Here is a 19,884-nt window from a genome sequence, read left to right on the forward strand (position 1 = left end):
TTAATCAAGCACAATTTGGATTGATTCAAAATCGTAATGACATGCAGCTAACACCGCCGTCAACTTTGCGATATTCAGACGTATCTACTTCAATCACATGATAACCCAATGCGATAATTTTGTTTTTGGTTGTTGGGTAACCTGCAGGCATAATTACCTTACCATTAACCCAAATGCAGTTGGCTGCATAACTTTCTTGCTCAGGAATTTCAATGATATTAAGATGTTGAAGTTCAGGTTTCTTAATAAATTCCCCTGCTGCTAATAAATTGTTGTTTTCTAAATAAGCAAGACCTGTTTTTAGATGTAAGACTTTTTCGAGCTTAATTACTGAGCCACATAATCCATATTTTTCTAATATTGCAATGGTTTGATCAGCGCCAGCTTGATTAGTTCGTGCTGATAAACCAATATAATAATGATCACCAACCATCATTATATCGCCTGCTTCAACTGTGCCAGGTGCTGTAATACGTTCAATTTTATTAGGGTAAAATCTTTCAATGGTGTCAGTAATGATTTTGGTTTCATCGCGTCGACTTTTTACACCTGGTCTGGTAATGATGGCACAATGTGGAGTGCAAAGCACTGGATCCTCAACAAATATTGAATCAGGAAAACGTTCATCTGGTGGTAAAATGGTAATATCAACATCACATTGCTGTAATGCCTGAATATATTTATTGTGCTGCTCTAAGGCTCTTTGATAATCAGGCTTTCCTAAGTTAACCGATGTTAGTCCATTTATAAGCGATTTGGCAGGTGTTCTGGTGATAATGTGGCTAATTTTTTTCATTTCAATTTACCTATTTTAATAATTATGCTTTATTTATGAATAATAATTCATATTAAAGTGAATTTCAAGATTAAAATTGATTTTTTATGCATCTTGTGATTTGGTTAATAGGAAATCTAAACAGAGAAATTTATTTTTTTGCTTGTCATAATTGAGGTAGTAAGAAGAGGGGGATTTAAGAGTTAATTAGATAAATTAATGAAGGCATATTTAAAAATAGGGCGATATTTCGCCCTAAATAATGTTTTTATTCGCCTGAAAAATCAACTAATGTAAAACAATTAATTCCCATATTGATTAATTTAGTTTTACCTTGTAGATGAGGTAAGTTAATAACAAAAGCAGCATCTTGAGCGATGCCACCTGCTTTTTGAATTAATTTTGCTGTTGCTGCAACAGTACCCCCAGTTGCAAGTAAATCGTCGATAATTAAAACTCTTTCACCTTTTTTAATCGCATCTGTATGTATTTCTAGTGTATCGGTACCATATTCAAGTTGATACTCTTCTTTAAATACGTTACGCGGTAACTTATTTGGTTTGCGTACAGGGACAAATCCAACCCCTAAGGCGAGAGCGATTGGTGCAGCAAAGATAAATCCTCGTGCTTCAGTGCCAACGACTTTATCAATGTTTTTATCTTTATAATGTTCGATAAAAAGTTCAACCGATGTTTTAAATGCGATAGGGTTTTCAAGTAGGCTTGTTATGTCACGGAATAAAATCCCTTCTTTAGGGTAATTTGGAATAGTGATGATACTATTTTTTATAAGTGCAAGTTTTTCTTGTAATTGAGTCATATTCAATGCTCTCTAAATATTCTCTATAAGAATGGCTAATTTTTTATTATATACCTTTGCTCTTTATGCTTGCAATAAACAAGGATCACATCGTTGTAAAAAATAAAATTAATTTTTTATCAGGATTTTGTCTTTTGAAAATTTTTAATATTGTTATTAATTTTCATTTAATATTTAGGAAATAGCTGCATCTAACATTATGCATAAATAATAAGAAATAAATTAATACAATTAAATAAGTATTATTTTGCCATAGTAAGCAAATATTTTTATTCATATAAGTATTATTCATTACATTTTTCCAGATTGTAGCTATTGGAATGTATTATTAATTCGATATATTACTTTGCTAAGTATGAAAGGTTATTCCATGATGTTGTTTGAATTATATGTGTAATATGTCAGATTTAATGTGGTTATTTTTGAATAAATTATAGAATATTTTTATTTGAGTATTTTACTTATTAAACTTATAGCGTTGATAATTTATTGTGATGAAGAATTTATTTTTTCAGTAGATTAGGGTAATAACCTAATTTAAATCCAACATATTGTAAAAATCAAATATTTTCAAGTGATAAGGTTATTTCATTAATATAAAAATGTTTATGTAATGCGAATCTTTTTTCCAATAGGATTTGTCAATGTTTTGGTATTTTACAATTTTTTACAATTAGATACATCAATTAGACAATTTAATTGATAAAAATACGATAATTGGATAAATTATTCTATGAATGAGGAGTCAACAATGAAATTTATAAAAACATTAGCTGCTATCTGGCTTTCAATATTTACTCTTGGTTGCTATGCAAAATCAGTTGATGATATTCAAATCCGTTCTGAATTAGCATCACCAATTATTTTAGAAAATAATCAAGAAAAAAATTATTTAAAAATATCCCTAACAGGTAAAAAAGTAGATGCATCCGTTCGAGTGCCGATTAATTTGGCGATTGTTATCGATCGTTCAGGTTCTATGTCGGGGCAACGCATTGCAAAAGCGCGAGAAGCTGCAATTTTCGCTGTTAACATGCTTAATGAAGATGATACTTTATCAATTGTTGCTTATGATTATGATGCTAAGGTGATTGTGCCTTCAACTAAAGTTAAAGATAAGCAGAAACTGATTAATCTTATTAATGAAAATATTGTTGCTGGTGGTGGTACAGCTTTATTTGCTGGCTTAAGTAAAGGTATTAATCAAGTCGAAAAACAACTTTCTAAGGACAAAGTGAATCGTATTATTTTACTATCTGATGGACAGGCAAATATTGGACCAACTTCAGTCAGTGAGCTTTCAGATCTGGCAATTATTGCTGCTAAAAAGCATATAGCTATTAGTACGTTTGGTATTGGCGCAGACTATAATGAGTTGTTGATGTCGTCGATTGCTAGTTATAGTGACGGTAATCACGTATTTGTTAATAATTCTTTAGATCTTGAGAATGTGTTTGTACGTGAATTTAATGATGTAATGTCAGCTATTGCGCAAGATGTTATTATTACTATTCAACTAAAAGATGGTGTTAAACCTGTTCGTTTACTCGGTCGTGATGGGGTTATTAAAGATAACCAAGTTACTGTCAGAATGAATCAAATTTATTCAAATCAAGAAAAATATCTTTTATTGGAGGTTATTCCACCTAAAGGTAAAGTTGGTGAAAATAAAACATTAGCTGAAGTTTCTTTTGAATATGATAACTTGCGAACTAAGAAGACCGAAAAAAAGACAGATACCATTAAAATTGCTTATACTGACAGACAAGAGGTTGTTGATGATGCAATTCTTCAAGATGTGGTGGCTGAATCAGAAATACAAAAAGTTACACTTGAAAATGAAAAAGCATTAGAACTTTACAATCAAGGAAATTTAGATGCAGCCAAAAAAATATTGGATGATAATAGCAAAATGCTCGAATCACATGCTTTAAAGTTAAGCAATAGTGCGCCAGAAGCCAGTATAAGATTAAAAGAGCAAATGGAAAAAAATAAGATCATGGCAGATGCTGTTTATAAAGAAGATGAAAAAATTTACCGTAAACAAATGGCGGAAAAACAATACGAATCTAAGCAAAGTGTTATTAAAAAATAAAACGATGAAGAAATTAGCAGCGATTCTATCTATTTTTATATTAATTGCAGCTTTTATTTATTTAGGTTGGCGTAGCATTGAACATGAAGTCTTTATGCGTGAAAATCATGAAAAAATGTTAGCACAAAGCCGAGTCGATAATATAAAATCATCAATTGAATCGTTGTTTAATCAACGTTTGGTTTATCTTACTAGCTTGTTTCAACTTTTGGAAAAAAATGCCGATAGTTTTGATAATTTATTGGCATCACAACCAGATATCAAAAATGCATTCGAAATTCATCGTAATAAAATTATTTATTTAAGTAATAATACAGACTTGCAATGGATTAAAATTGTTGAGTCGATACAGTATGATAATTCTATTTTATTTAGTCCTAATACCTCAAGTGAACTATTTCAGCCAACTTCTGGTTGGTATCAATCTTATGGCTATCTTATTTTTTGGTCAAAGCAAAGGGATACTATTAGAGGTTTTGAGCTTTCACTAATTAACTTTTCATTAGATGTTATTTGTTTATTCGAAAATCAGCCAATTATAGATAATTTCAAATTGTTTGATGGGGATAAACAAATTTATGTTAATGGTGAGTTGCCTTCTGCTAACAATATCAATGTGATGCTTGATTATCCATTACAAAATTGGCAATTGACTTATTATTACTCATCACCAAAGATTGTTAATCTATATTGGTTAGGTGGTTGGGCTCTGGTTATATTTGTTACTTTCATTGTAGGAATTGTTTGGTATGCCTATCGAGATTATACTCGAACTGTTCGTTTAGCCAGACAACAAGTCAGCTTTGTTGGGCAGGTGTCTCATGAGTTTAAAACACCTTTAACCAATATCACGCTTTACTCTGAAATGTTAAAAGAACAGTTGGTTGATGAGCCCGAGCCAATTCCAACTTATCTAGATATCATTTTTAGTGAAAGTAAAAGACTTACAAGGCTTGTACAAAATGTGCTTAACTTTAATAAGCAGACTAAACTTAATGTCAAACTAGTTAACTTAGCTGGGTTAGTAGAGCGAATTTATCACACATTTAAGCCGATTTTAGATACAAAATCATTACAGCTTAATTTGATTATTAATTGTGATAAGGATTATGTTATTAATACTGATGAAGACAAGGTGATGCAAATTGTCAGTAATTTTTTAAGCAACGCTGAAAAATATGCAGCGGACGGTAAAAAAGTAGACTTGTTACTTAATAAGGAAGAAAAACAGACAGTTATTACAGTACGAGATTATGGAGATGGTATTCCAAATCATCTTTTAAAACAGATCTTTAAACCTTTTTATCGTATCGATTCTTCAATAACTGAAGGAGTTTCTGGAACCGGAATTGGGTTAACCATCGCGAACCAATTAGCATTGCAATTGCGTGGCACAATTGAGGTAACTAATGAGGAGCCTGGCATTGCCTTTTCATTAATTTTATCGGAGTAAAAATGAAAATTTTAATTGCCGAAGATGATCAAAATATCCGTAGGGGTATGTCTGATCTTTTAGAACAAGAAGGATACACTATTATTGAAGCTGAAAATGGTAAATTTGCGTTAGAATTATTTGAGCAGCATCAACCTGATTTTATTATTTTAGATATTATGATGCCTGAACTTGATGGTTACAGTGTTTGTCGTGAAATTCGTAAACAAAATGATGATGTGCCAATTCTGTTTTTATCAGCAAAAGATGAAGAAATTGATCGTGTCGTTGCGCTCGAGCTTGGTGCTGATGATTATATGAATAAACCATTTGGTATTCATGAACTTCGTGCCAGAATTAAAGCGATTGCAAAGCGTTATTTAAAGTCGCAATATCCACAACAAACAATAAATGAATTCTTTATTTTTGGGGATTTAATGATTGAACCTATGGAGTTATGTGCTAAACGTGGTGAACAAATTATAGAACTTTCTCTACGCCAAATTAAAATACTGGAGTGTTTTTATAAAAATAAAAATCAAGTTGTTACTCGTGATATGTTATTTGATTATGTCTGGGGATATGATTATTCACCAAATAGCCGAACTCTTGATCAGCATATTTCAAAGTTACGCAAACAAATTGAGGTAGATCCTTTAAATCCTATATTAATCAAAACAATTCATGGATTAGGTTATCGTTATTAAAATATTTAAATGTGTTTAAGAATTTTATATACATATAAGTTAAGAAGTTGTGTAATTCTTGTTTTATAGAGGCTTGAAAAAAGGTATTATTAGTGCTAACTCTATTTATTATGATAAATAAACAAATTTATGCAAATTAGTCCTTTATTAGAATCTCTCATGGAAGCTTTCCGTTGTTTACCGGGCGTTGGTCCCAAATCTGCACAGCGAATGGCTTTTCACTTATTACAACGTAATCGACAAGGTGGCATCAAATTAGCGCATGTGCTTCATGAAGCAATGATTAATATCGGTCATTGTCAGCAGTGTAGAACTTTTACAGAAAAAGATATTTGTACTATTTGTGCCAATGTTCGTCGCCAAAGTAGTGGACAACTTTGTGTGGTTGAAACACCTGCTGATATTGTTGCTATTGAACAAACAGGGCAATATAGTGGCCGTTATTTTGTGTTATTGGGACACTTATCGCCATTAGATGGTATTGGACCAAGCGATATTGGTTTGGATTTGCTTAAAAATAAATTGGCTTCTGAATCAATTAATGAAATCATATTGGCTACCAATCCGACCATAGAAGGTGATGCAACAGCAAATTATATTGCGCAAATGTGTTTCGAGTTTAATGTTATTGCAACCCGTATCGCTCATGGTGTGCCGGTCGGTGGTGAATTAGAAATGGTGGATGGAACAACGTTATCGCACTCGTTTGTAGGTCGCCAAAAAATTGAATTCTAATTTGAATTTTATTACTTTTGTTTGTTATAAATTTATCATTCAATGATTGAAGATATTAAATGTTTTATTGGTATATTGAGTTAGGAAACGAGGTCTGATATGAAGTATAAAGCTGTTGCCTTTGATATGGATGGTACGCTATTAGCCAGTAACCGTCTAGTTTTGCCTGAAACGATTGATATGATCGAAAAAATCAGTGCTAAAGGTGTTAAAGTTATTTTGGTATCAGGGCGTCATCATTCAGTGATTTATCCTTATTACTATCAACTTAAATTAACAACGCCTGCGATATGTTGTAATGGCTCATATTTATATGATTTTGAAAGGCAGAAAACTTTCTCTGCAAAACCAATGACTAAAGAACAAGCTAAAATATTGTTAAATTTAGTCAATAAGTTTGGCATTCATACTTTAATTTATACCGATAAAATGATGATTTATGAAGTGCTTGATGATCACCTTGAAGGGTTTTTCAAGTGGGTAAAATCCTTACCTTTATTTTTACAACCAGAGATCAAAAAAATTGACAACTTTGAGAAATTGATTGATGAAGCTGGTGCTATATTTAAATTTGCTACTAGTAGCCATGATATACCTGCTTTACAACAATTTTCAAATGCAGTTGATTCCTTAGGAGTGTTTTCGTGTGAATGGTCTTGGTCAAATCGAGCAGATGTAGCAGTTAAAGGAAATACCAAAGGAAATGGGTTAACTCACTGGGCAGAGCACGAAAATATTGATTTAAGCGAAATAGTCGCTTTTGGTGACAGTTATAATGACATAAGTATGTTATCTATTGCTGGATTAGGGATTGCGATGGGTAATGCTGATGATGAAGTGAAAGCCAAAGCAAATTATGCCATTGGCGATAATAATGGCCCTAGTATAGCTAAAGAGCTTGAAGAGCTCTTTTTATAATTGATATTTTAATAAATATTCTATGTTTGAAATTCTTTATCAAGATGATGACTTAATTGCCATTAACAAACCATCTGGTTGGCTTGTGCATCGCAGTTGGTTAGATAAAAATGAAACAGTTGTTGTGATGCAAACATTGCGTGATCAAATCGGTCAACATGTCTTTCCTATACATAGACTAGATAGACCAACCTCTGGTGTTTTGTTGTTTGCTCTTTCTAGTGATGTAGCAAGAATTATGTCAGAAGAATTTGCAAAAAAACAAATTGAAAAAACGTATCATGCGATTGTGCGCGGTTATGTTGAGGGGGAATCTGTGATTGATTACCCTTTAGTTGAAGAATTAGATAAAATTGCAGATAAATTTTCTAATAAGAATAAATCAGCACAAGATGCAGTCACATTTTACAAATCTATCAGCAAAATTGAAGTTCCGATTAAGGTTAGCAAATTTGAAACAGCAAGGTATAGTTTTGTTGAATTAAAACCACAAACAGGTCGTAAACATCAACTACGTCGCCATATGAAACATATTTTCCATCCGATATTGGGGGATAGCAAACATGGTGATTTACATCAAAATCGTGCATTTACAACTTATTTTAATATCAAACGATTGATGTTACACGCAAGCAAACTTGAAATCACACATCCAACCCAACATAAACCAATAGTTATTGAAGCTAAATTAGATCAAAGTTGGCAAGATATCCTTTTAAATTTTAAATAGTAGTCATTATTCCATATTACTTTGTAATTATTTGATTACCTAGTATTATTTAACTTATTTCCTTTGATATTGTTTATTTTACCAAAGGGAGTTTATGTAATATATTAATTATAATTTAAATTGATAATGAAATTTTTAAGTGTATTTTATTAGCGTTTATGGTAACTGCATGTTCCAATAATGATTCTCCTGAACAAGTAGCAAAAAAATTTACTACAGCAATCTACAAAGGTGATTCAGATACTTATGAATCTTATAAATTTTCCTAAAGATAATGATAATAAAGGTATGGATATGCGAATGTTCGTTAAAAGAAAAATACAAGAAGTACTACAGCGAGGTAAACAATTTGCTGATGAACATGGTGGACTTGATAAAGTCAAATCTGAACCCGTAAAATATACTAATGATGAAAAAAACATATCAGTGATTAAGGCTGATGGTAACTGGCTAATTAATCTTAAATAAAATAACTATGTTATAGCAAATATAGATTACTCTTTCAAAGAATCTAAAAAAGCTAATATTGTATCAACTTTAGCTGAGTTTATAACGCCTGAACTAGCCGAAACATATGCTATAGCGAAACCTAATTTTATATCTAATAAGCAACAGTAACAAATTGTTAGTGATTTTTTAACAAAACAAGGGGAAGCTTTCATATTAACCCCCTCGTGAAGAGCTGCATCTTTATTGTACAACGTTACTTTTTGATTCCATTATCAAATTTCAACCCGATTTTAATGTTAATTGGCAATCAATCAATTTTCCATTTCTAAGTGGTGTTTATTTATTTCCTAGTGATTTTGCGAATAACAATGATATTACATAGATTTATAGACATCCTTCAACACAATAAAATGTCGTTATTTTGTGTAAATTGAGGTGGCATATCATATTAACTGCAGTTAAAATTTTTTATCAATACTAAAATTAGTATGATTAATTACCATATAACCTTGGAATGATTAAATAAATTTCAACTTCAAATATGACTGATGTAATTATAATCTATTTTACCTTGACCTCTTAATAAGCCAATGCTAATATTTGCAACCTATTCATATAGATCGATCTATACGGCGCGTTGGCAGAGTGGTCATGCTGCGGATTGCAAATCCGTCTACCTCGGTTCGATTCCGGGACGCGCCTCCATTTTAATAATCTTTATTTAGAATAATCTTATAATCACTTTATGCGAATTTGTCATTAATCAAATATTGTATATTAACGATTTATATTAACTTTAAATATGTCAACATGTTTTTAATATTTATTTTTTAGTTTATTGAGATAGGCTATGAGCTATTTTAATTATCATGCGAAAGCAAAGAATCTAATAAAAAAAGGTTGTCTTATTCGGTATGAATTTGTAGATAATTGGAATAACATTAAACCGGCATTAGTTTTATATTTTAAAGGGGCTAAACCTATGCCTATTAGGGAATATCGCTGGAGTGAATATTTACCTTTACTTAATAATGCTGATTAAATTATTTGCAATAAATGTTTTATCTATAATTTAATTTTCTGTCTTTATACAATAAGATATTTATTAACTTTTAGTGCAGTAGGCTTATAAACATTTGCTATGCTGATAATAGCTGATTTATTTGCTTTGCTTTTAAATAAAGCTAAATATGGTGATACTTTGATTGCTTTGATAATATATATTTGCCAATCAAAATTCTAAAGCGTAAAATGCCCTCTATTTTGCTTAACCTATTACTTAATATGTAATACTGACTTGAAATCAAAGGCATTTTTGATGACACTTTTATATGCTAAACCAGAATTACTTTCTCCTGCCGGTTCTTTAAAAAATATGCGTTATGCGTTTGCCTATGGGGCTGATGCGGTATATGCAGGGCAACCTAGATATAGTTTGCGGGTTCGTAATAATGAATTTAATCATGAAAATTTAGCAATTGGTATTAACGAAGCCCATGCTCAAGGCAAAAAGTTTTATGTGGTAGTTAATATTGCTCCTCATAATTCTAAACTCAAAACTTTTATTCGTGATTTAGAACCCATTGTAAATATGAAACCTGATGCTTTCATCATGTCAGATCCAGGTTTAATCATGTTAGTTCGCGAACATTTTCCTGATATGGAAATTCACTTATCTGTACAATCGAACGCTGTTAACTGGGCAACAGTAAAATTTTGGCATCAAATGGGATTAACTCGAGTCGTTTTATCGCGTGAATTATCACTTGATGAAATTGCTGAAATCCGTGAAAAAGTTCCTGAAATGGAGTTAGAAGTGTTTATCCATGGCGCATTGTGTATGGCATATTCTGGGCGCTGCTTGCTTTCGGGCTATATTAATAAGCGTGATTCAAATCAAGGAACATGCACTAATGCCTGCCGTTGGGAATATAAAGTTGCTGAGGGTAAAGAAGACGAAGTGGGGCAAATTATACATAAATGTGAACCAATCTCGGTAAAACAAGTTGAACCAACATTAGGAATTGGTCAAACTACTAGTAAAGTATTTATGCTTGAAGAATCAGGTCGCCCAGGTGAATATATGCAAGCTTATGAAGATGAGCATGGTACATATATTATGAACTCAAAGGATTTAAGAGCAGTGGAACTAGTTGATGATTTAACAAAAATTGGTGTCCATTCGCTCAAGATTGAAGGAAGAACTAAATCTTTTTATTATTGTGCAAGAACAGCACAAGTGTATCGCCAAGCTATTGATTCTGCGAGTGAAGGTAAGCCTTTTGATCCTCGCTTGTTACAAGAGCTTAATGCACTTGCTCATCGAGGGTATACGGAAGGATTTTTACGTCGCCATAAGCATGAAGAAATGCAAAACTACGAACATAGCCATTCAGTTTCGGAAAGGCAGCAATTTGTTGGTGAGTTCTCTGGTAAACGATTAAATGGGTTGGCTGAAGTTATCGTAAAAAATAAATTCTCTGTTGGAGATAGCGTTGAAATTATGACACCGAAGGGTAATAAAACTTTCACGATTGAGCGAATGGAAAACAAAAAAGGACAACCTGTTCCTGCTGGTTTAGGTGATGGACATATTGTTTATATTCCAATTCCTGAAGAAATCGATTTAAATTATGCATTATTAATGCGTAATTTTGATTAGTTTGGTTAAGCATAAAAAACTGTTCGGAATGCTCGAACAGTTATATTAAACAGAATCTTATTATTGACGAATTAAATTGTCTCCATAACCTATCCATTTATAGGTAGTTAAAGCTTCGAGTCCCATTGGTCCGCGTGCATGTAGTTTTTGTGTACTAACTGCTACTTCTGCACCTAATCCAAATTGCCCACCATCAGTAAAACGTGTTGATGCATTGACATAAACTGCAGCTGCATCAACCTGATTTACGAACTGTTCTGCATTAAGCAAGTTACGCGTGAGAATGGACTCCGAATGACCCGTACCATACTCGCGGATATGTTCTACAGCCAATTCAAGTGAATCAACAATGATCACGTTTAAATCTTTTGATAACCATTCTTGTCGTAATTCTTCATTTTTTACTGGTAGGATAGTTGCATTACCTGTTTTTAATATGTCATAACAGTTTTGGTCAGTATGTAATACGACGTTATTATCTGCCATGACCTGACAAAGTTTTGGCAAAAACTGCTCCGCAATATTTCGGTGGACTAGTAACGTTTCAAGCGTATTACAAGTGCTTGGACGCTGAGTTTTGGCGTTGACAATAATTGGTAGAGCATTATCAATATCAGTACTTTCATCAACAAAAATGTGACAGACTCCAATACCACCTGTAATGACGGGTATTGTTGAATGTTCACGACATAATTTATGTAAAGATGCACCACCTCGGGGGATAATCATATCGATATACTTATCGAGTTTAAGTAACTCATGAATATATTTACGATCAGGATTATTAATATATTGAACAGCTGTCTGGGGTAAACCAACTTGTTTTAACGCTTTTTGAATAACAGAAATTGTGGCCATATTAGTATTGATTGTTTCTTTACCCCCGCGAAGTATTGCGGCATTGCCTGTTTTTAAACAAAGAGCTGTAATATCAATGGTTACATTTGGTCGAGCCTCGTAAATCGCACCAATAACGCCAAGTGGTACTCTGTGACGGTGTAACTTTAAACCGTTTTCTAAAGTAGAACCATCAATGATTTGACCAATAGGATCAGTTAATGAAATGATTTTACGGACATCATTGGTGATAGATGATAGTCGTTTGGGGGTTAACAATAATCGATCAAGAATTGCTTCATTTAACTCTTGCTCTTTTGCCAATTTAATATCTTCCTTATTAGCGGCAAGAATTGTTGCACTGTGTTCTTCTAATAAATCAGCAATAATAGTTAAAGCTTTATTTTTAGTTGAAGTAGGGCATTGTGCCAATTGATATGAAGCAAGCTTGGCCGCTTTACCTATTTGTTGTAACATTATTGTTGCCTCTAAAGTTTATTTTTTACAATTCTATTTGCTAAGTGGTATTTTTTATAAAATAATTTTTTGCATAACGTTAATATTATATTGAAATTTGCCAAAAAATTTTTATTTCATTATTTACTTGGTGTTTTTCTACATTTTATTCATCTCTTAATGCCGATGATAGATATCAAAAGTATACGTTTCTTGTAAAGAAATAAAATCTAAGTAGGATATAACAATAATATTTTTCTATTTAAGTATTACTGTATGAATAAAAATAAGAGCAAAGAACAGTACTTCTTTGCTCTAATAAGCATCAATTTATGACTCTTTATCTTTTAAAACTGTATGTAAAGTGTTTAAAAACTCTGTTTTTGTGTCATTATCTAAAACACTTAAAGATATCTTTAAAGTAGATTCCTGTTTAGTTATTTTATTACAGTATTCTATAAATACTTTTTTAGGCTCATATCTAATAGATTTGATTTCATCGAAAAGCACGTTTATATTGCTTCTTATTAGTGCTGGTCTGAATGTAATAAAATCTTCACCAATGGTAATATATACCATAAAATATTGCAAAATTGATATAACTAGTATAGATAGTAACGGTGCAATGTTATACCCGAATTTTGGAGATATGACTAACATTGCTATGATAGCAATGATACAAAAGACAATACCAAACATTGCCAAATGTCGTGCATAAAATTGTTTAATGGTTTGATTTTTTGATTCCATTTTTTTTATCCTATATGTTGTTGTAATATCTTTTTATGTTCTAAAAATGACGTCTTTCTTCTAAAGATTTTGCATTTTCTTGACTTATAATTTTTCTTCCACCGAGAACACCAATTAATCCTAACGGTACAAAAAGAATACTACCTATAATGATTAATATACCTCCAATTTTTTTATTATGTGTTGTAATAATTAATCCTATAGTAGCAACCAAAGCAAAAATAATAACCAATGGTAAAAGTATCTGAGATGCCTCATCATATTTTAATGAAACATTAATATAAAATACTGCCAACCAATTGGCAATTATACCAACAATAGCTAATTCCATAATTTTCTTTCCTTATTACTTAATTAATTAACATATCATCACGGTGAACAGCAACATGACCATATTCATAGCCAATAATTTTGCTAATTTCTTGCGAATGATGCCCTGCAATTTGCCTTAAAGCATCATTATTATAACGACTAACACCGCACGCAAAGGGTTTGCCAAATTTATCGCAAATATCAATAACTTCACCGCGAGAAAAATTTTTCTCTACGCTGATAATCCCTTTAGGTAATAGCGAGCTACCATTATTTAAAATTGCATTAACAGCACCATCATCTAATAACACTTTGCCTGCTTTTGGTGCACCAAACAACCAGTGTTTACGATGTTCTAGTGGTGTTTTTTGTGGTAAAAAATGTGTTCCAATAGGTTTATTATTGACAATATCAATAATAACATTTGGTTTATTTCCTGCAGCGATAATAACTTCTATACCTGCACTTCCAGCTACTTCAGCTGCTTGTAATTTTGTGCTCATCCCACCCGTACCTAACCCTGAAACACTACCTCCGGCGATACTTCGTAAATTATCGTCAATATGATCAATTTCATGAATTAACTTGGCACTTTTATCAGCTCTTGGATCGGCTGTATAAAGACCTTCAATATCAGTTAATAAAATCAACTTATCAGCTTCGGCTAAAATGGCAGCTAGCGCTGATAAGTTATCATTATCGCCAACTTTAATTTCTGCGGTTGCAACAGCATCATTTTCATTGATGATTGGAATGATATGATTAACTAACATTGCTTTTAAAACGTCTTGTGCATTTAAAAATCTTTCACGATCTTCAAGGTCTGCACGGGTAAGTAACATTTGACCAATATAGATCTTATAGATAGAAAATAGCTGTTCCCAAAGTTGAATAAGCTTACTTTGTCCAACAGAAGCGAGTAATTGCTTTGAAGCAACGGTATTAGGTAGAGAAGGGAAGTTAAGATATTCACGTCCTGCTGCAATTGCACCAGATGTAACAATGATAATTTTATGCCCATCTTGATGTAGGCTTGCGCATTGCCTTATCAACTCAACTATTTGTGCTCGATTAAGTTGTTTCGTTCCACCTGTTAGTACACTGGTACCTAATTTAACAACTAGGGTTTGTTGTTTTTTAATAGTCATAGCATATTCTTATTTTTTCACGTTATATAACAGACTTCATCCAATTTACTGATTGTGTTAACGCCTTATGCAAACTTTTTTGTAACTGTGTTTTAGGTACAGTTATTACTTTATTTTGTTTGATTGAATGAATTAATTTTGCTTCACAAAGATCACTTAACTTATCACCCTCAAAGAGGATATTCATAACAGGCTCATGACAAGAATGAGTTAAAAGTCCTTGATTTTTTAGTGAAAAATAATTTAATTCTGCTGCCAATTGTTGGTTGGATATTGAAGGTAATCCCAAACGGCTAGCTAACATATCTTTATAACTATTCGGTAGATTTTTTTGCAGATCTTTATCAACAAAGATTTGATGAATAAACGGAGTAAAATTAAATACGCCTTTTATTTTATTTGGCATCAAATAAGCTAAGCGTGTAGCAATATGCGAACCAAACCTAAATCCAGCAACAATAATCCGATGATCATCTATCCATGGAACAGAAGACAACTGCTCTAATATAGCTTGATGAATTTGGCTACTATTTTGTGATAAAGCAAAGTTACGGCTATAACCAACAGTTGGTAGATCAACAGTTAGCATGGCAAATCCATGCGGCGCTAAAAATTCACTAAAATAACGATAATAATCGATCTGCAAATTGCCTAACGCATTACAAATCAACACAACAGGGCAAGTCCCTTCGCATTTTGGTAAATGTAAAATTGTTTTGACACTACGATTATCGACTTTAAATTCCAGTTCTTTTATCAAAAATGGCGAAAATTGAAGAGCTTTTGCATAATATTGATAAGCGCATGTTTGGGCATACATTGCTAGCTGGTCATTTTTAAAATGAGGATAACTAGCAATACTTGCATATATGCTGGCTATAAGATAATAATTGTGTAAATTATTTTTATTTTCATCTATAAGATTTGCTTCATCAATTGATTCAGCTTTAGCTTGCCATACTGCCGCTTGATTTAAAAATTCATAGGTCCAGTTGCCAGATTGATAACCAACAACAGTGTCTAGCCAGGTATCATTTGTGTGGATTCGAGTTGAAGCGGCAATTTTTGATAAAACCGCTTCAGCCTCTAATTTGGGTAATCCACGCCAATGCCATAAAATGGGATTAATAATTCGATACCATCTGAAGTCAATTTCCCCATCTAAGGTGCTAATGCTACTACCATTACTATTATCAATGCGATTGATAAGTGTTGAAGTTTCAGGATAATCAAATTGTGGTTTAAATATCTGTTCAGTTAGATTTTCGGTAGTTGCCATAACAACCTTAACTTCCTTATCAATTATTTATGATCGCTAATAGGTTTAACAAACATGACTCCTGTATCCCATGGCTGTTCAATCCAAGTATCTTGTGCAATATCGACAACATAATCATCAACAAGTGGTTTGCCAGCAGGTTTTGCAAAAATAGTAACAAAGTGAGCTTTTGGGTATATTTCACGGATAGTATGAGCGGTATTACCAGTATCGACCAAATCATCAACAACAATAAAACCTTCACCATCGCCATTAGCTTGTTTTAATATTAATTTTTCTCTTTGGTGATCATGATCATAACTTGAAATGCAAACAGTATCGACATAGCGAATACTTAATTCTCGGGCTAAGATAGCAGCAGGCACTAATCCACCACGGCTAACGGCAATAATACCTTTCCATTGATTTGCAGGTAATAAGCGCTCAGAAAGTTGGCGACCATAGGATTGCAACATTTCCCAAGTAACATTGAATTTTTTCTTTTCAGCAATAAGCTCTGCCTTATGTTGTTTTTTGGCTTGTATTTCTTCTTCTGTTAATAAAATTTGATCTGTTGACATTGAGTAACCTGCAATTTTAATCGATTGTATGAATAAATAAATATTAATGAACTAAAAATAGATGTAAAATTGCACCTTATTATAATGTGATTCAATAAAAAAAACCACTCATTAATTTATTACATACTTAATATTGAGGTTATATTATGCTTTCTACCTTAACGCCTAAATTTGTTTGGCAGATTTTTAATGATATTTGTAAAATTCCGCACCCATCTCACCATGAACAAATGATAACTAAATATATCGTCGATTTTGCTAATACTCATGGTATTGATTGCAAACTTGATAAAGTAGGTAATATTTTGTTAAGTAAACCTGCTACCAAAGGTATGGAAGACTGCCCATCAATTGCATTACAGGCTCACATGGACATGGTGCCACAAAAAAATGAAGGTACTAGTCACGACTTTTTAACTGATCCAATTCAAGCTTATGTCGATGGCGAATGGGTAAAAGCCAAAGGAACGACATTAGGTGCTGATAATGGCGTTGGGTTAGCATCTGCGTTAGCCGTTTTAATCGATCCTGCTGTTGAACATGGACCGATTGAAGTATTGATAACAGTATCAGAAGAAACTGGGATGCACGGTGCCTTTGGTTTACAACCTAATTGGTTAAAAAGTCACTATCTAATTAATACTGATTCTGAAGATGAAGGCGAAATATTTACAGGATGTGCTGGCGGCGTTGACTTTACTACAACCTTTGCCGTTACTTATGCAGTAATGTCAGAAAAGCATGATTGTTATATGAATATTTCACTTAAAGGATTAAAAGGTGGACATTCAGGTTGTGATATTCATCTTGGTCGTGGTAATGCAATTAAATTGATGGCTCGCTTTTTAGCGCAATATGCACAAGATATCTCGTTTAGATTAGCTGATATAAAAGGTGGTTCACTACGTAATGCAATCCCAAGAGAAGCCTTTATTGAAATTACACTAAATAAACAAGATCTGCCAAAATTAGAAGCCATTGTTAAACAATATCAAACAATTTTACACAATGAGTTAGGTCATGTAGAGCCTGCTATCGAAATAACGTTATCGGAGGTTGAATCAAACAAAGTAAAACGCGTATTAACTACAGAACATCAAAATAAAATTATAAGCTGGTTAAATTCAGCGCCTAATGGTGTAGTTAGAATGAGTAATCAACTTCATGGAGTGGTTGAAACATCGCTCAATTTAGGTATTGTTAGTATTGAGGACAATCAACTTAATGCCCATTTTCTAATTCGTTCTCAAGTCGATAGTGCTAAAGATGCGGTTGTATCAACATTGACATCACTTAGTCAATTAGCAGATGCCAATTATGAAATAAGCGGTGGTTATTCAGGATGGGAACCTAATTTAGATTCACAACTACTAAAATTAGCCAAAGATAAATATCACGAAATTTTTTCTCAGCAAGCAAAAATAATGGTGATTCATGCAGGTCTTGAATGTGGTTTATTCAAACAAAGTTACCCAAATATGGATATGATATCAATTGGACCAACGATTGTTTCGCCGCATTCACCAGATGAAAAAGTTAACATTCAAAGTGTTTATCGTTATTGGGAATTATTGATAGCGATATTAAAATCAGCAAACCACCTAAAATAATCTAACGTGTACCTGCCGATCTTTATCGGTAGGTATTTTGAAGATATTGCTCGTGTTTATATTTACTAAAAAAACAATTCAAAGAAGAATTAGAGTTAATTAAAAATCCTAAAAAATGGGCTGAATATGCCTTTTCAAGCCTTAATCATCAACAATATTATGTGACAATCTTAGCAGGAGAAACTCCCTTAGCTTGTATAAATAATTCATTTTATGGAATAGACCTTAGCTTTTTAGAATAAATAAACGGATGTAAAGTCTGCACCGCCGCCGATAAAATCCCAATAACCAATATACCCGCATTTGGGATATGTCAAAAAACGCAACAACCTTGCGTACCGGTTCCGTTAGAATGGAAAGACACCTACAAAGTAAAAGTCAAAGGCAACCAAACCCTACTCTATAAAAGCACCTTACCGTGCAGTTTGGGCGGCAAAATAGAATTTATAACCAGCGGACAAATCCCCGTAAGCCGAGAAGACTTAGATAAACTGACCGAAGAAAACGCCGAAGACCCACCGCAAGAAGAAGAAGGCTTAAGTTGGTGGGATGCAGTAGAAATAGTACCCTTTGCAGGCGGTGTGGTCGGTATGGTACGTTCAGGAATTAAAGGAGACTGGGTAGGATTTGGATTGAGCGCAGCCTTTTTAGCACTAGATATAGGAGGTTTATTTTCATTTGGCGCAGGAAATGCCGCTTCAGCAGCAGTAAAAACAGCAAAACTGGCCAAAGCGGCCAGTAAAGTAGGTAAGGCAGCATCCAAAATAAGTAAAGCCGCCCTAACCGCAGGCGGAAAACTGCTAACCAAAGCAAGTGCTAAAGTAGCAGCCAAAGCCCTTGCCAAAAAAGCCGACGACATAGCCATACGATACGGCAAAGTATGCGTATTCGCCTGTTTCCCGGCCGGAACGCCTGTTCACACACAGCAAGACATAAAAAAAATAGAACAAATACGCGAGGGAGATCGGGTATGGTCGCAAAACCCAACCGGTGGCGAAATAAGCCTAAAAAAAGTAACCGCCATAATCCGCAAACAGATAGACACCACCGTACAAATAGAACTGGAAGGCGAAACCATAGAAACCACCGCCGAACACCCCTTCTACACCAAACAAGGCTGGAAAGATGCCGCCGACCTCACCGAACAAGACCACATACAAACCAAAAATAAAAAATGGTACCGCGTAAAAAGACAAAACTTTCTTTATACTAAGAAAAAAGTCTATAATTTTGAAGTTGAAGACTGGCACTGTAAATGCCCCAAACTTAGCACACAACTCACGTAGAAAATTAAGCTGCTTGTTTTAGTGTTTTATACTCAATCGGTGTCATGTTATTTAACGCCTCATGCGGTCTTTCGGTATTATAAATGGTGAGCCATTCTTCGGTTATTCTCCTTGCTTGCGCTAGGTTGTTAAAAAGATATAAATCTAACACTTCAGTTCGATAAGTCCGGTTAAATCGTTCAATGTAACCATTTTGATAAGGGCTACCGGGCTTTATATAATCAATGGCTATATCATGTGATTTAGCCCAGTTTATAAAGGTTTTTCCTGTAAATTCTGGTCCATTATCTACTCGTATTTTTAATGGATATCCATGATATTC

Annotated in this window: 20 protein-coding genes and 1 tRNA gene; 11 read left to right on the plus strand and 10 right to left on the minus strand. The window is 33.2% G+C overall.

Going from position 1 to position 19,884, the window contains the following annotated elements:
- Positions 1-25 precede the first annotated feature (25 nt).
- Together ddaH and apt are read right to left on the minus strand one after the other, a co-directional pair.
- Complete coding sequence (gene ddaH, locus A9G36_RS02040; protein WP_065585335.1) at positions 26-796, minus strand: dimethylargininase; 771 nt, start codon at positions 794-796, stop codon at positions 26-28.
- Between the two features lie 247 nt (positions 797-1,043).
- Positions 1,044-1,595 (minus strand): adenine phosphoribosyltransferase, encoded by a 552-nt coding sequence (gene apt / locus A9G36_RS02045; protein ID WP_034945403.1) that lies wholly within the window; start codon positions 1,593-1,595, stop codon positions 1,044-1,046.
- A 751-nt stretch (positions 1,596-2,346) separates the two neighbouring features.
- Between apt and A9G36_RS02050 the strand changes: the two genes are divergently transcribed.
- From A9G36_RS02050 to A9G36_RS02080, 7 genes are all read left to right on the plus strand, one after another.
- Positions 2,347-3,690, plus strand: a complete 1,344-nt coding sequence (locus tag A9G36_RS02050; protein WP_065569126.1) for a vWA domain-containing protein — start codon at positions 2,347-2,349, stop codon at positions 3,688-3,690.
- Positions 3,691-3,694: 4 nt separating this feature from the next.
- Positions 3,695-5,143, plus strand: coding sequence for a sensor histidine kinase (locus tag A9G36_RS09975; RefSeq protein WP_065585346.1), 1,449 nt, complete (start codon positions 3,695-3,697; stop codon positions 5,141-5,143).
- A gap of 2 nt (positions 5,144-5,145) precedes the next feature.
- Positions 5,146-5,829 carry a response regulator transcription factor gene (locus A9G36_RS02060; protein ID WP_034945419.1) on the plus strand — a complete coding sequence of 228 codons (684 nt, stop codon included), beginning with the start codon at positions 5,146-5,148 and terminating at the stop codon, positions 5,827-5,829.
- A 129-nt stretch (positions 5,830-5,958) separates the two neighbouring features.
- On the plus strand, positions 5,959-6,564 hold the full coding sequence (gene recR / locus A9G36_RS02065) for a recombination mediator RecR (RefSeq protein WP_065569127.1): 606 nt from the start codon (positions 5,959-5,961) through the stop codon (positions 6,562-6,564).
- Between the two features lie 99 nt (positions 6,565-6,663).
- Positions 6,664-7,482, plus strand: coding sequence for a pyridoxal phosphatase (locus A9G36_RS02070; protein ID WP_065585336.1), 819 nt, complete (start codon positions 6,664-6,666; stop codon positions 7,480-7,482).
- A gap of 22 nt (positions 7,483-7,504) precedes the next feature.
- A complete protein-coding gene (gene truC / locus A9G36_RS02075; RefSeq protein WP_065585337.1) occupies positions 7,505-8,212 on the plus strand; it encodes a tRNA pseudouridine(65) synthase TruC in 708 nt (235 codons plus the stop codon).
- Positions 8,213-8,458: 246 nt separating this feature from the next.
- Complete coding sequence (locus A9G36_RS02080; RefSeq protein ID WP_034945428.1) at positions 8,459-8,680, plus strand: hypothetical protein; 222 nt, start codon at positions 8,459-8,461, stop codon at positions 8,678-8,680.
- Positions 8,681-8,706: 26 nt separating this feature from the next.
- On the opposite strand, the gene A9G36_RS10090 is transcribed toward A9G36_RS02080, so the two are convergent.
- On the minus strand, positions 8,707-8,874 hold the full coding sequence (locus tag A9G36_RS10090) for a hypothetical protein (protein WP_176701001.1): 168 nt from the start codon (positions 8,872-8,874) through the stop codon (positions 8,707-8,709).
- A gap of 419 nt (positions 8,875-9,293) precedes the next feature.
- Between A9G36_RS10090 and A9G36_RS02085 the strand changes: the two genes are divergently transcribed.
- Both A9G36_RS02085 and trhP read left to right on the plus strand, forming a co-directional pair.
- Positions 9,294-9,367: transfer RNA gene (locus tag A9G36_RS02085), tRNA-Cys, on the plus strand.
- A gap of 613 nt (positions 9,368-9,980) precedes the next feature.
- Entirely contained in the window at positions 9,981-11,324 is a 1,344-nt protein-coding gene (trhP, locus tag A9G36_RS02095; RefSeq protein WP_065569130.1) for a prephenate-dependent tRNA uridine(34) hydroxylase TrhP, read from the plus strand.
- A gap of 60 nt (positions 11,325-11,384) precedes the next feature.
- On the opposite strand, the gene proA is transcribed toward trhP, so the two are convergent.
- The 6 genes from proA to gpt all read right to left on the minus strand — a co-directional run bounded on the left by proA (position 11,385) and on the right by gpt (position 16,666).
- Positions 11,385-12,638, minus strand: coding sequence for a glutamate-5-semialdehyde dehydrogenase (gene proA / locus A9G36_RS02100; protein WP_065585339.1), 1,254 nt, complete (start codon positions 12,636-12,638; stop codon positions 11,385-11,387).
- A gap of 309 nt (positions 12,639-12,947) precedes the next feature.
- A complete protein-coding gene (locus A9G36_RS02105) occupies positions 12,948-13,367 on the minus strand; it encodes a hypothetical protein (RefSeq protein WP_065569132.1) in 420 nt (139 codons plus the stop codon).
- Positions 13,368-13,407: 40 nt separating this feature from the next.
- Positions 13,408-13,698: a hypothetical protein gene (locus A9G36_RS02110; protein ID WP_065569133.1), complete on the minus strand. Its 291-nt coding sequence runs from the start codon at positions 13,696-13,698 to the stop codon at positions 13,408-13,410.
- A 19-nt stretch (positions 13,699-13,717) separates the two neighbouring features.
- Positions 13,718-14,821 carry a glutamate 5-kinase gene (gene proB, locus A9G36_RS02115; RefSeq protein ID WP_065569148.1) on the minus strand — a complete coding sequence of 368 codons (1,104 nt, stop codon included), beginning with the start codon at positions 14,819-14,821 and terminating at the stop codon, positions 13,718-13,720.
- Between the two features lie 28 nt (positions 14,822-14,849).
- Positions 14,850-16,106 carry an alpha/beta hydrolase gene (locus A9G36_RS02120; RefSeq protein WP_065585340.1) on the minus strand — a complete coding sequence of 419 codons (1,257 nt, stop codon included), beginning with the start codon at positions 16,104-16,106 and terminating at the stop codon, positions 14,850-14,852.
- Positions 16,107-16,129: 23 nt separating this feature from the next.
- Complete coding sequence (gene gpt / locus A9G36_RS02125; RefSeq protein WP_080715877.1) at positions 16,130-16,666, minus strand: xanthine phosphoribosyltransferase; 537 nt, start codon at positions 16,664-16,666, stop codon at positions 16,130-16,132.
- A gap of 146 nt (positions 16,667-16,812) precedes the next feature.
- On the opposite strand from gpt, the gene A9G36_RS02130 reads away from it, so the two are divergent.
- A complete protein-coding gene (locus A9G36_RS02130; RefSeq protein WP_065585341.1) occupies positions 16,813-18,276 on the plus strand; it encodes an aminoacyl-histidine dipeptidase in 1,464 nt (487 codons plus the stop codon).
- 242 nt (positions 18,277-18,518) lie between these two features.
- On the plus strand, positions 18,519-19,562 hold the full coding sequence (locus A9G36_RS10255) for a polymorphic toxin-type HINT domain-containing protein (protein WP_255305614.1): 1,044 nt from the start codon (positions 18,519-18,521) through the stop codon (positions 19,560-19,562).
- Between the two features lie 4 nt (positions 19,563-19,566).
- Here A9G36_RS10255 and A9G36_RS02140 read toward each other — a convergent pair.
- The coding region (locus A9G36_RS02140; protein ID WP_141670325.1) for an integrase core domain-containing protein at positions 19,567-19,884 on the minus strand (318 nt) is incomplete at its 5' end.

The organism is Gilliamella sp. Choc6-1 (assembly GCF_001690385.1).
In the GTDB taxonomy this organism is placed as follows: Bacteria; Pseudomonadota; Gammaproteobacteria; order Enterobacterales; family Orbaceae; genus Gilliamella; species Gilliamella apicola_A.

Excerpts from the sequence above, each read along its gene's own strand:
- A9G36_RS02070 (WP_065585336.1), top strand. The coding sequence starts at position 6,664 with ATGAAGTATAAAGCTGTTGCCTTTGATATGGATGGTACGCTATTAGCC.
- A9G36_RS02105 (WP_065569132.1), bottom strand. The coding sequence starts at position 13,367 with ATGGAATCAAAAAATCAAACCATTAAACAATTTTATGCACGACATTTG.
- A9G36_RS02060 (WP_034945419.1), top strand. The coding sequence starts at position 5,146 with ATGAAAATTTTAATTGCCGAAGATGATCAAAATATCCGTAGGGGTATG.
- proA (WP_065585339.1), bottom strand. The coding sequence starts at position 12,638 with ATGTTACAACAAATAGGTAAAGCGGCCAAGCTTGCTTCATATCAATTG.
- A9G36_RS02130 (WP_065585341.1), top strand. The coding sequence starts at position 16,813 with ATGCTTTCTACCTTAACGCCTAAATTTGTTTGGCAGATTTTTAATGAT.
- recR (WP_065569127.1), top strand. The coding sequence starts at position 5,959 with ATGCAAATTAGTCCTTTATTAGAATCTCTCATGGAAGCTTTCCGTTGT.
- A9G36_RS09975 (WP_065585346.1), top strand. The coding sequence starts at position 3,695 with ATGAAGAAATTAGCAGCGATTCTATCTATTTTTATATTAATTGCAGCT.
- A9G36_RS02050 (WP_065569126.1), top strand. The coding sequence starts at position 2,347 with ATGAAATTTATAAAAACATTAGCTGCTATCTGGCTTTCAATATTTACT.
- truC (WP_065585337.1), top strand. The coding sequence starts at position 7,505 with ATGTTTGAAATTCTTTATCAAGATGATGACTTAATTGCCATTAACAAA.
- ddaH (WP_065585335.1), bottom strand. The coding sequence starts at position 796 with ATGAAAAAAATTAGCCACATTATCACCAGAACACCTGCCAAATCGCTT.
- A9G36_RS10090 (WP_176701001.1), bottom strand. The coding sequence starts at position 8,874 with ATGAAAGCTTCCCCTTGTTTTGTTAAAAAATCACTAACAATTTGTTAC.
- A9G36_RS02120 (WP_065585340.1), bottom strand. The coding sequence starts at position 16,106 with ATGGCAACTACCGAAAATCTAACTGAACAGATATTTAAACCACAATTT.
- trhP (WP_065569130.1), top strand. The coding sequence starts at position 9,981 with ATGACACTTTTATATGCTAAACCAGAATTACTTTCTCCTGCCGGTTCT.
- gpt (WP_080715877.1), bottom strand. The coding sequence starts at position 16,666 with ATGTCAACAGATCAAATTTTATTAACAGAAGAAGAAATACAAGCCAAA.
- apt (WP_034945403.1), bottom strand. The coding sequence starts at position 1,595 with ATGACTCAATTACAAGAAAAACTTGCACTTATAAAAAATAGTATCATC.
- A9G36_RS02080 (WP_034945428.1), top strand. The coding sequence starts at position 8,459 with ATGAATCTTATAAATTTTCCTAAAGATAATGATAATAAAGGTATGGAT.
- A9G36_RS02110 (WP_065569133.1), bottom strand. The coding sequence starts at position 13,698 with ATGGAATTAGCTATTGTTGGTATAATTGCCAATTGGTTGGCAGTATTT.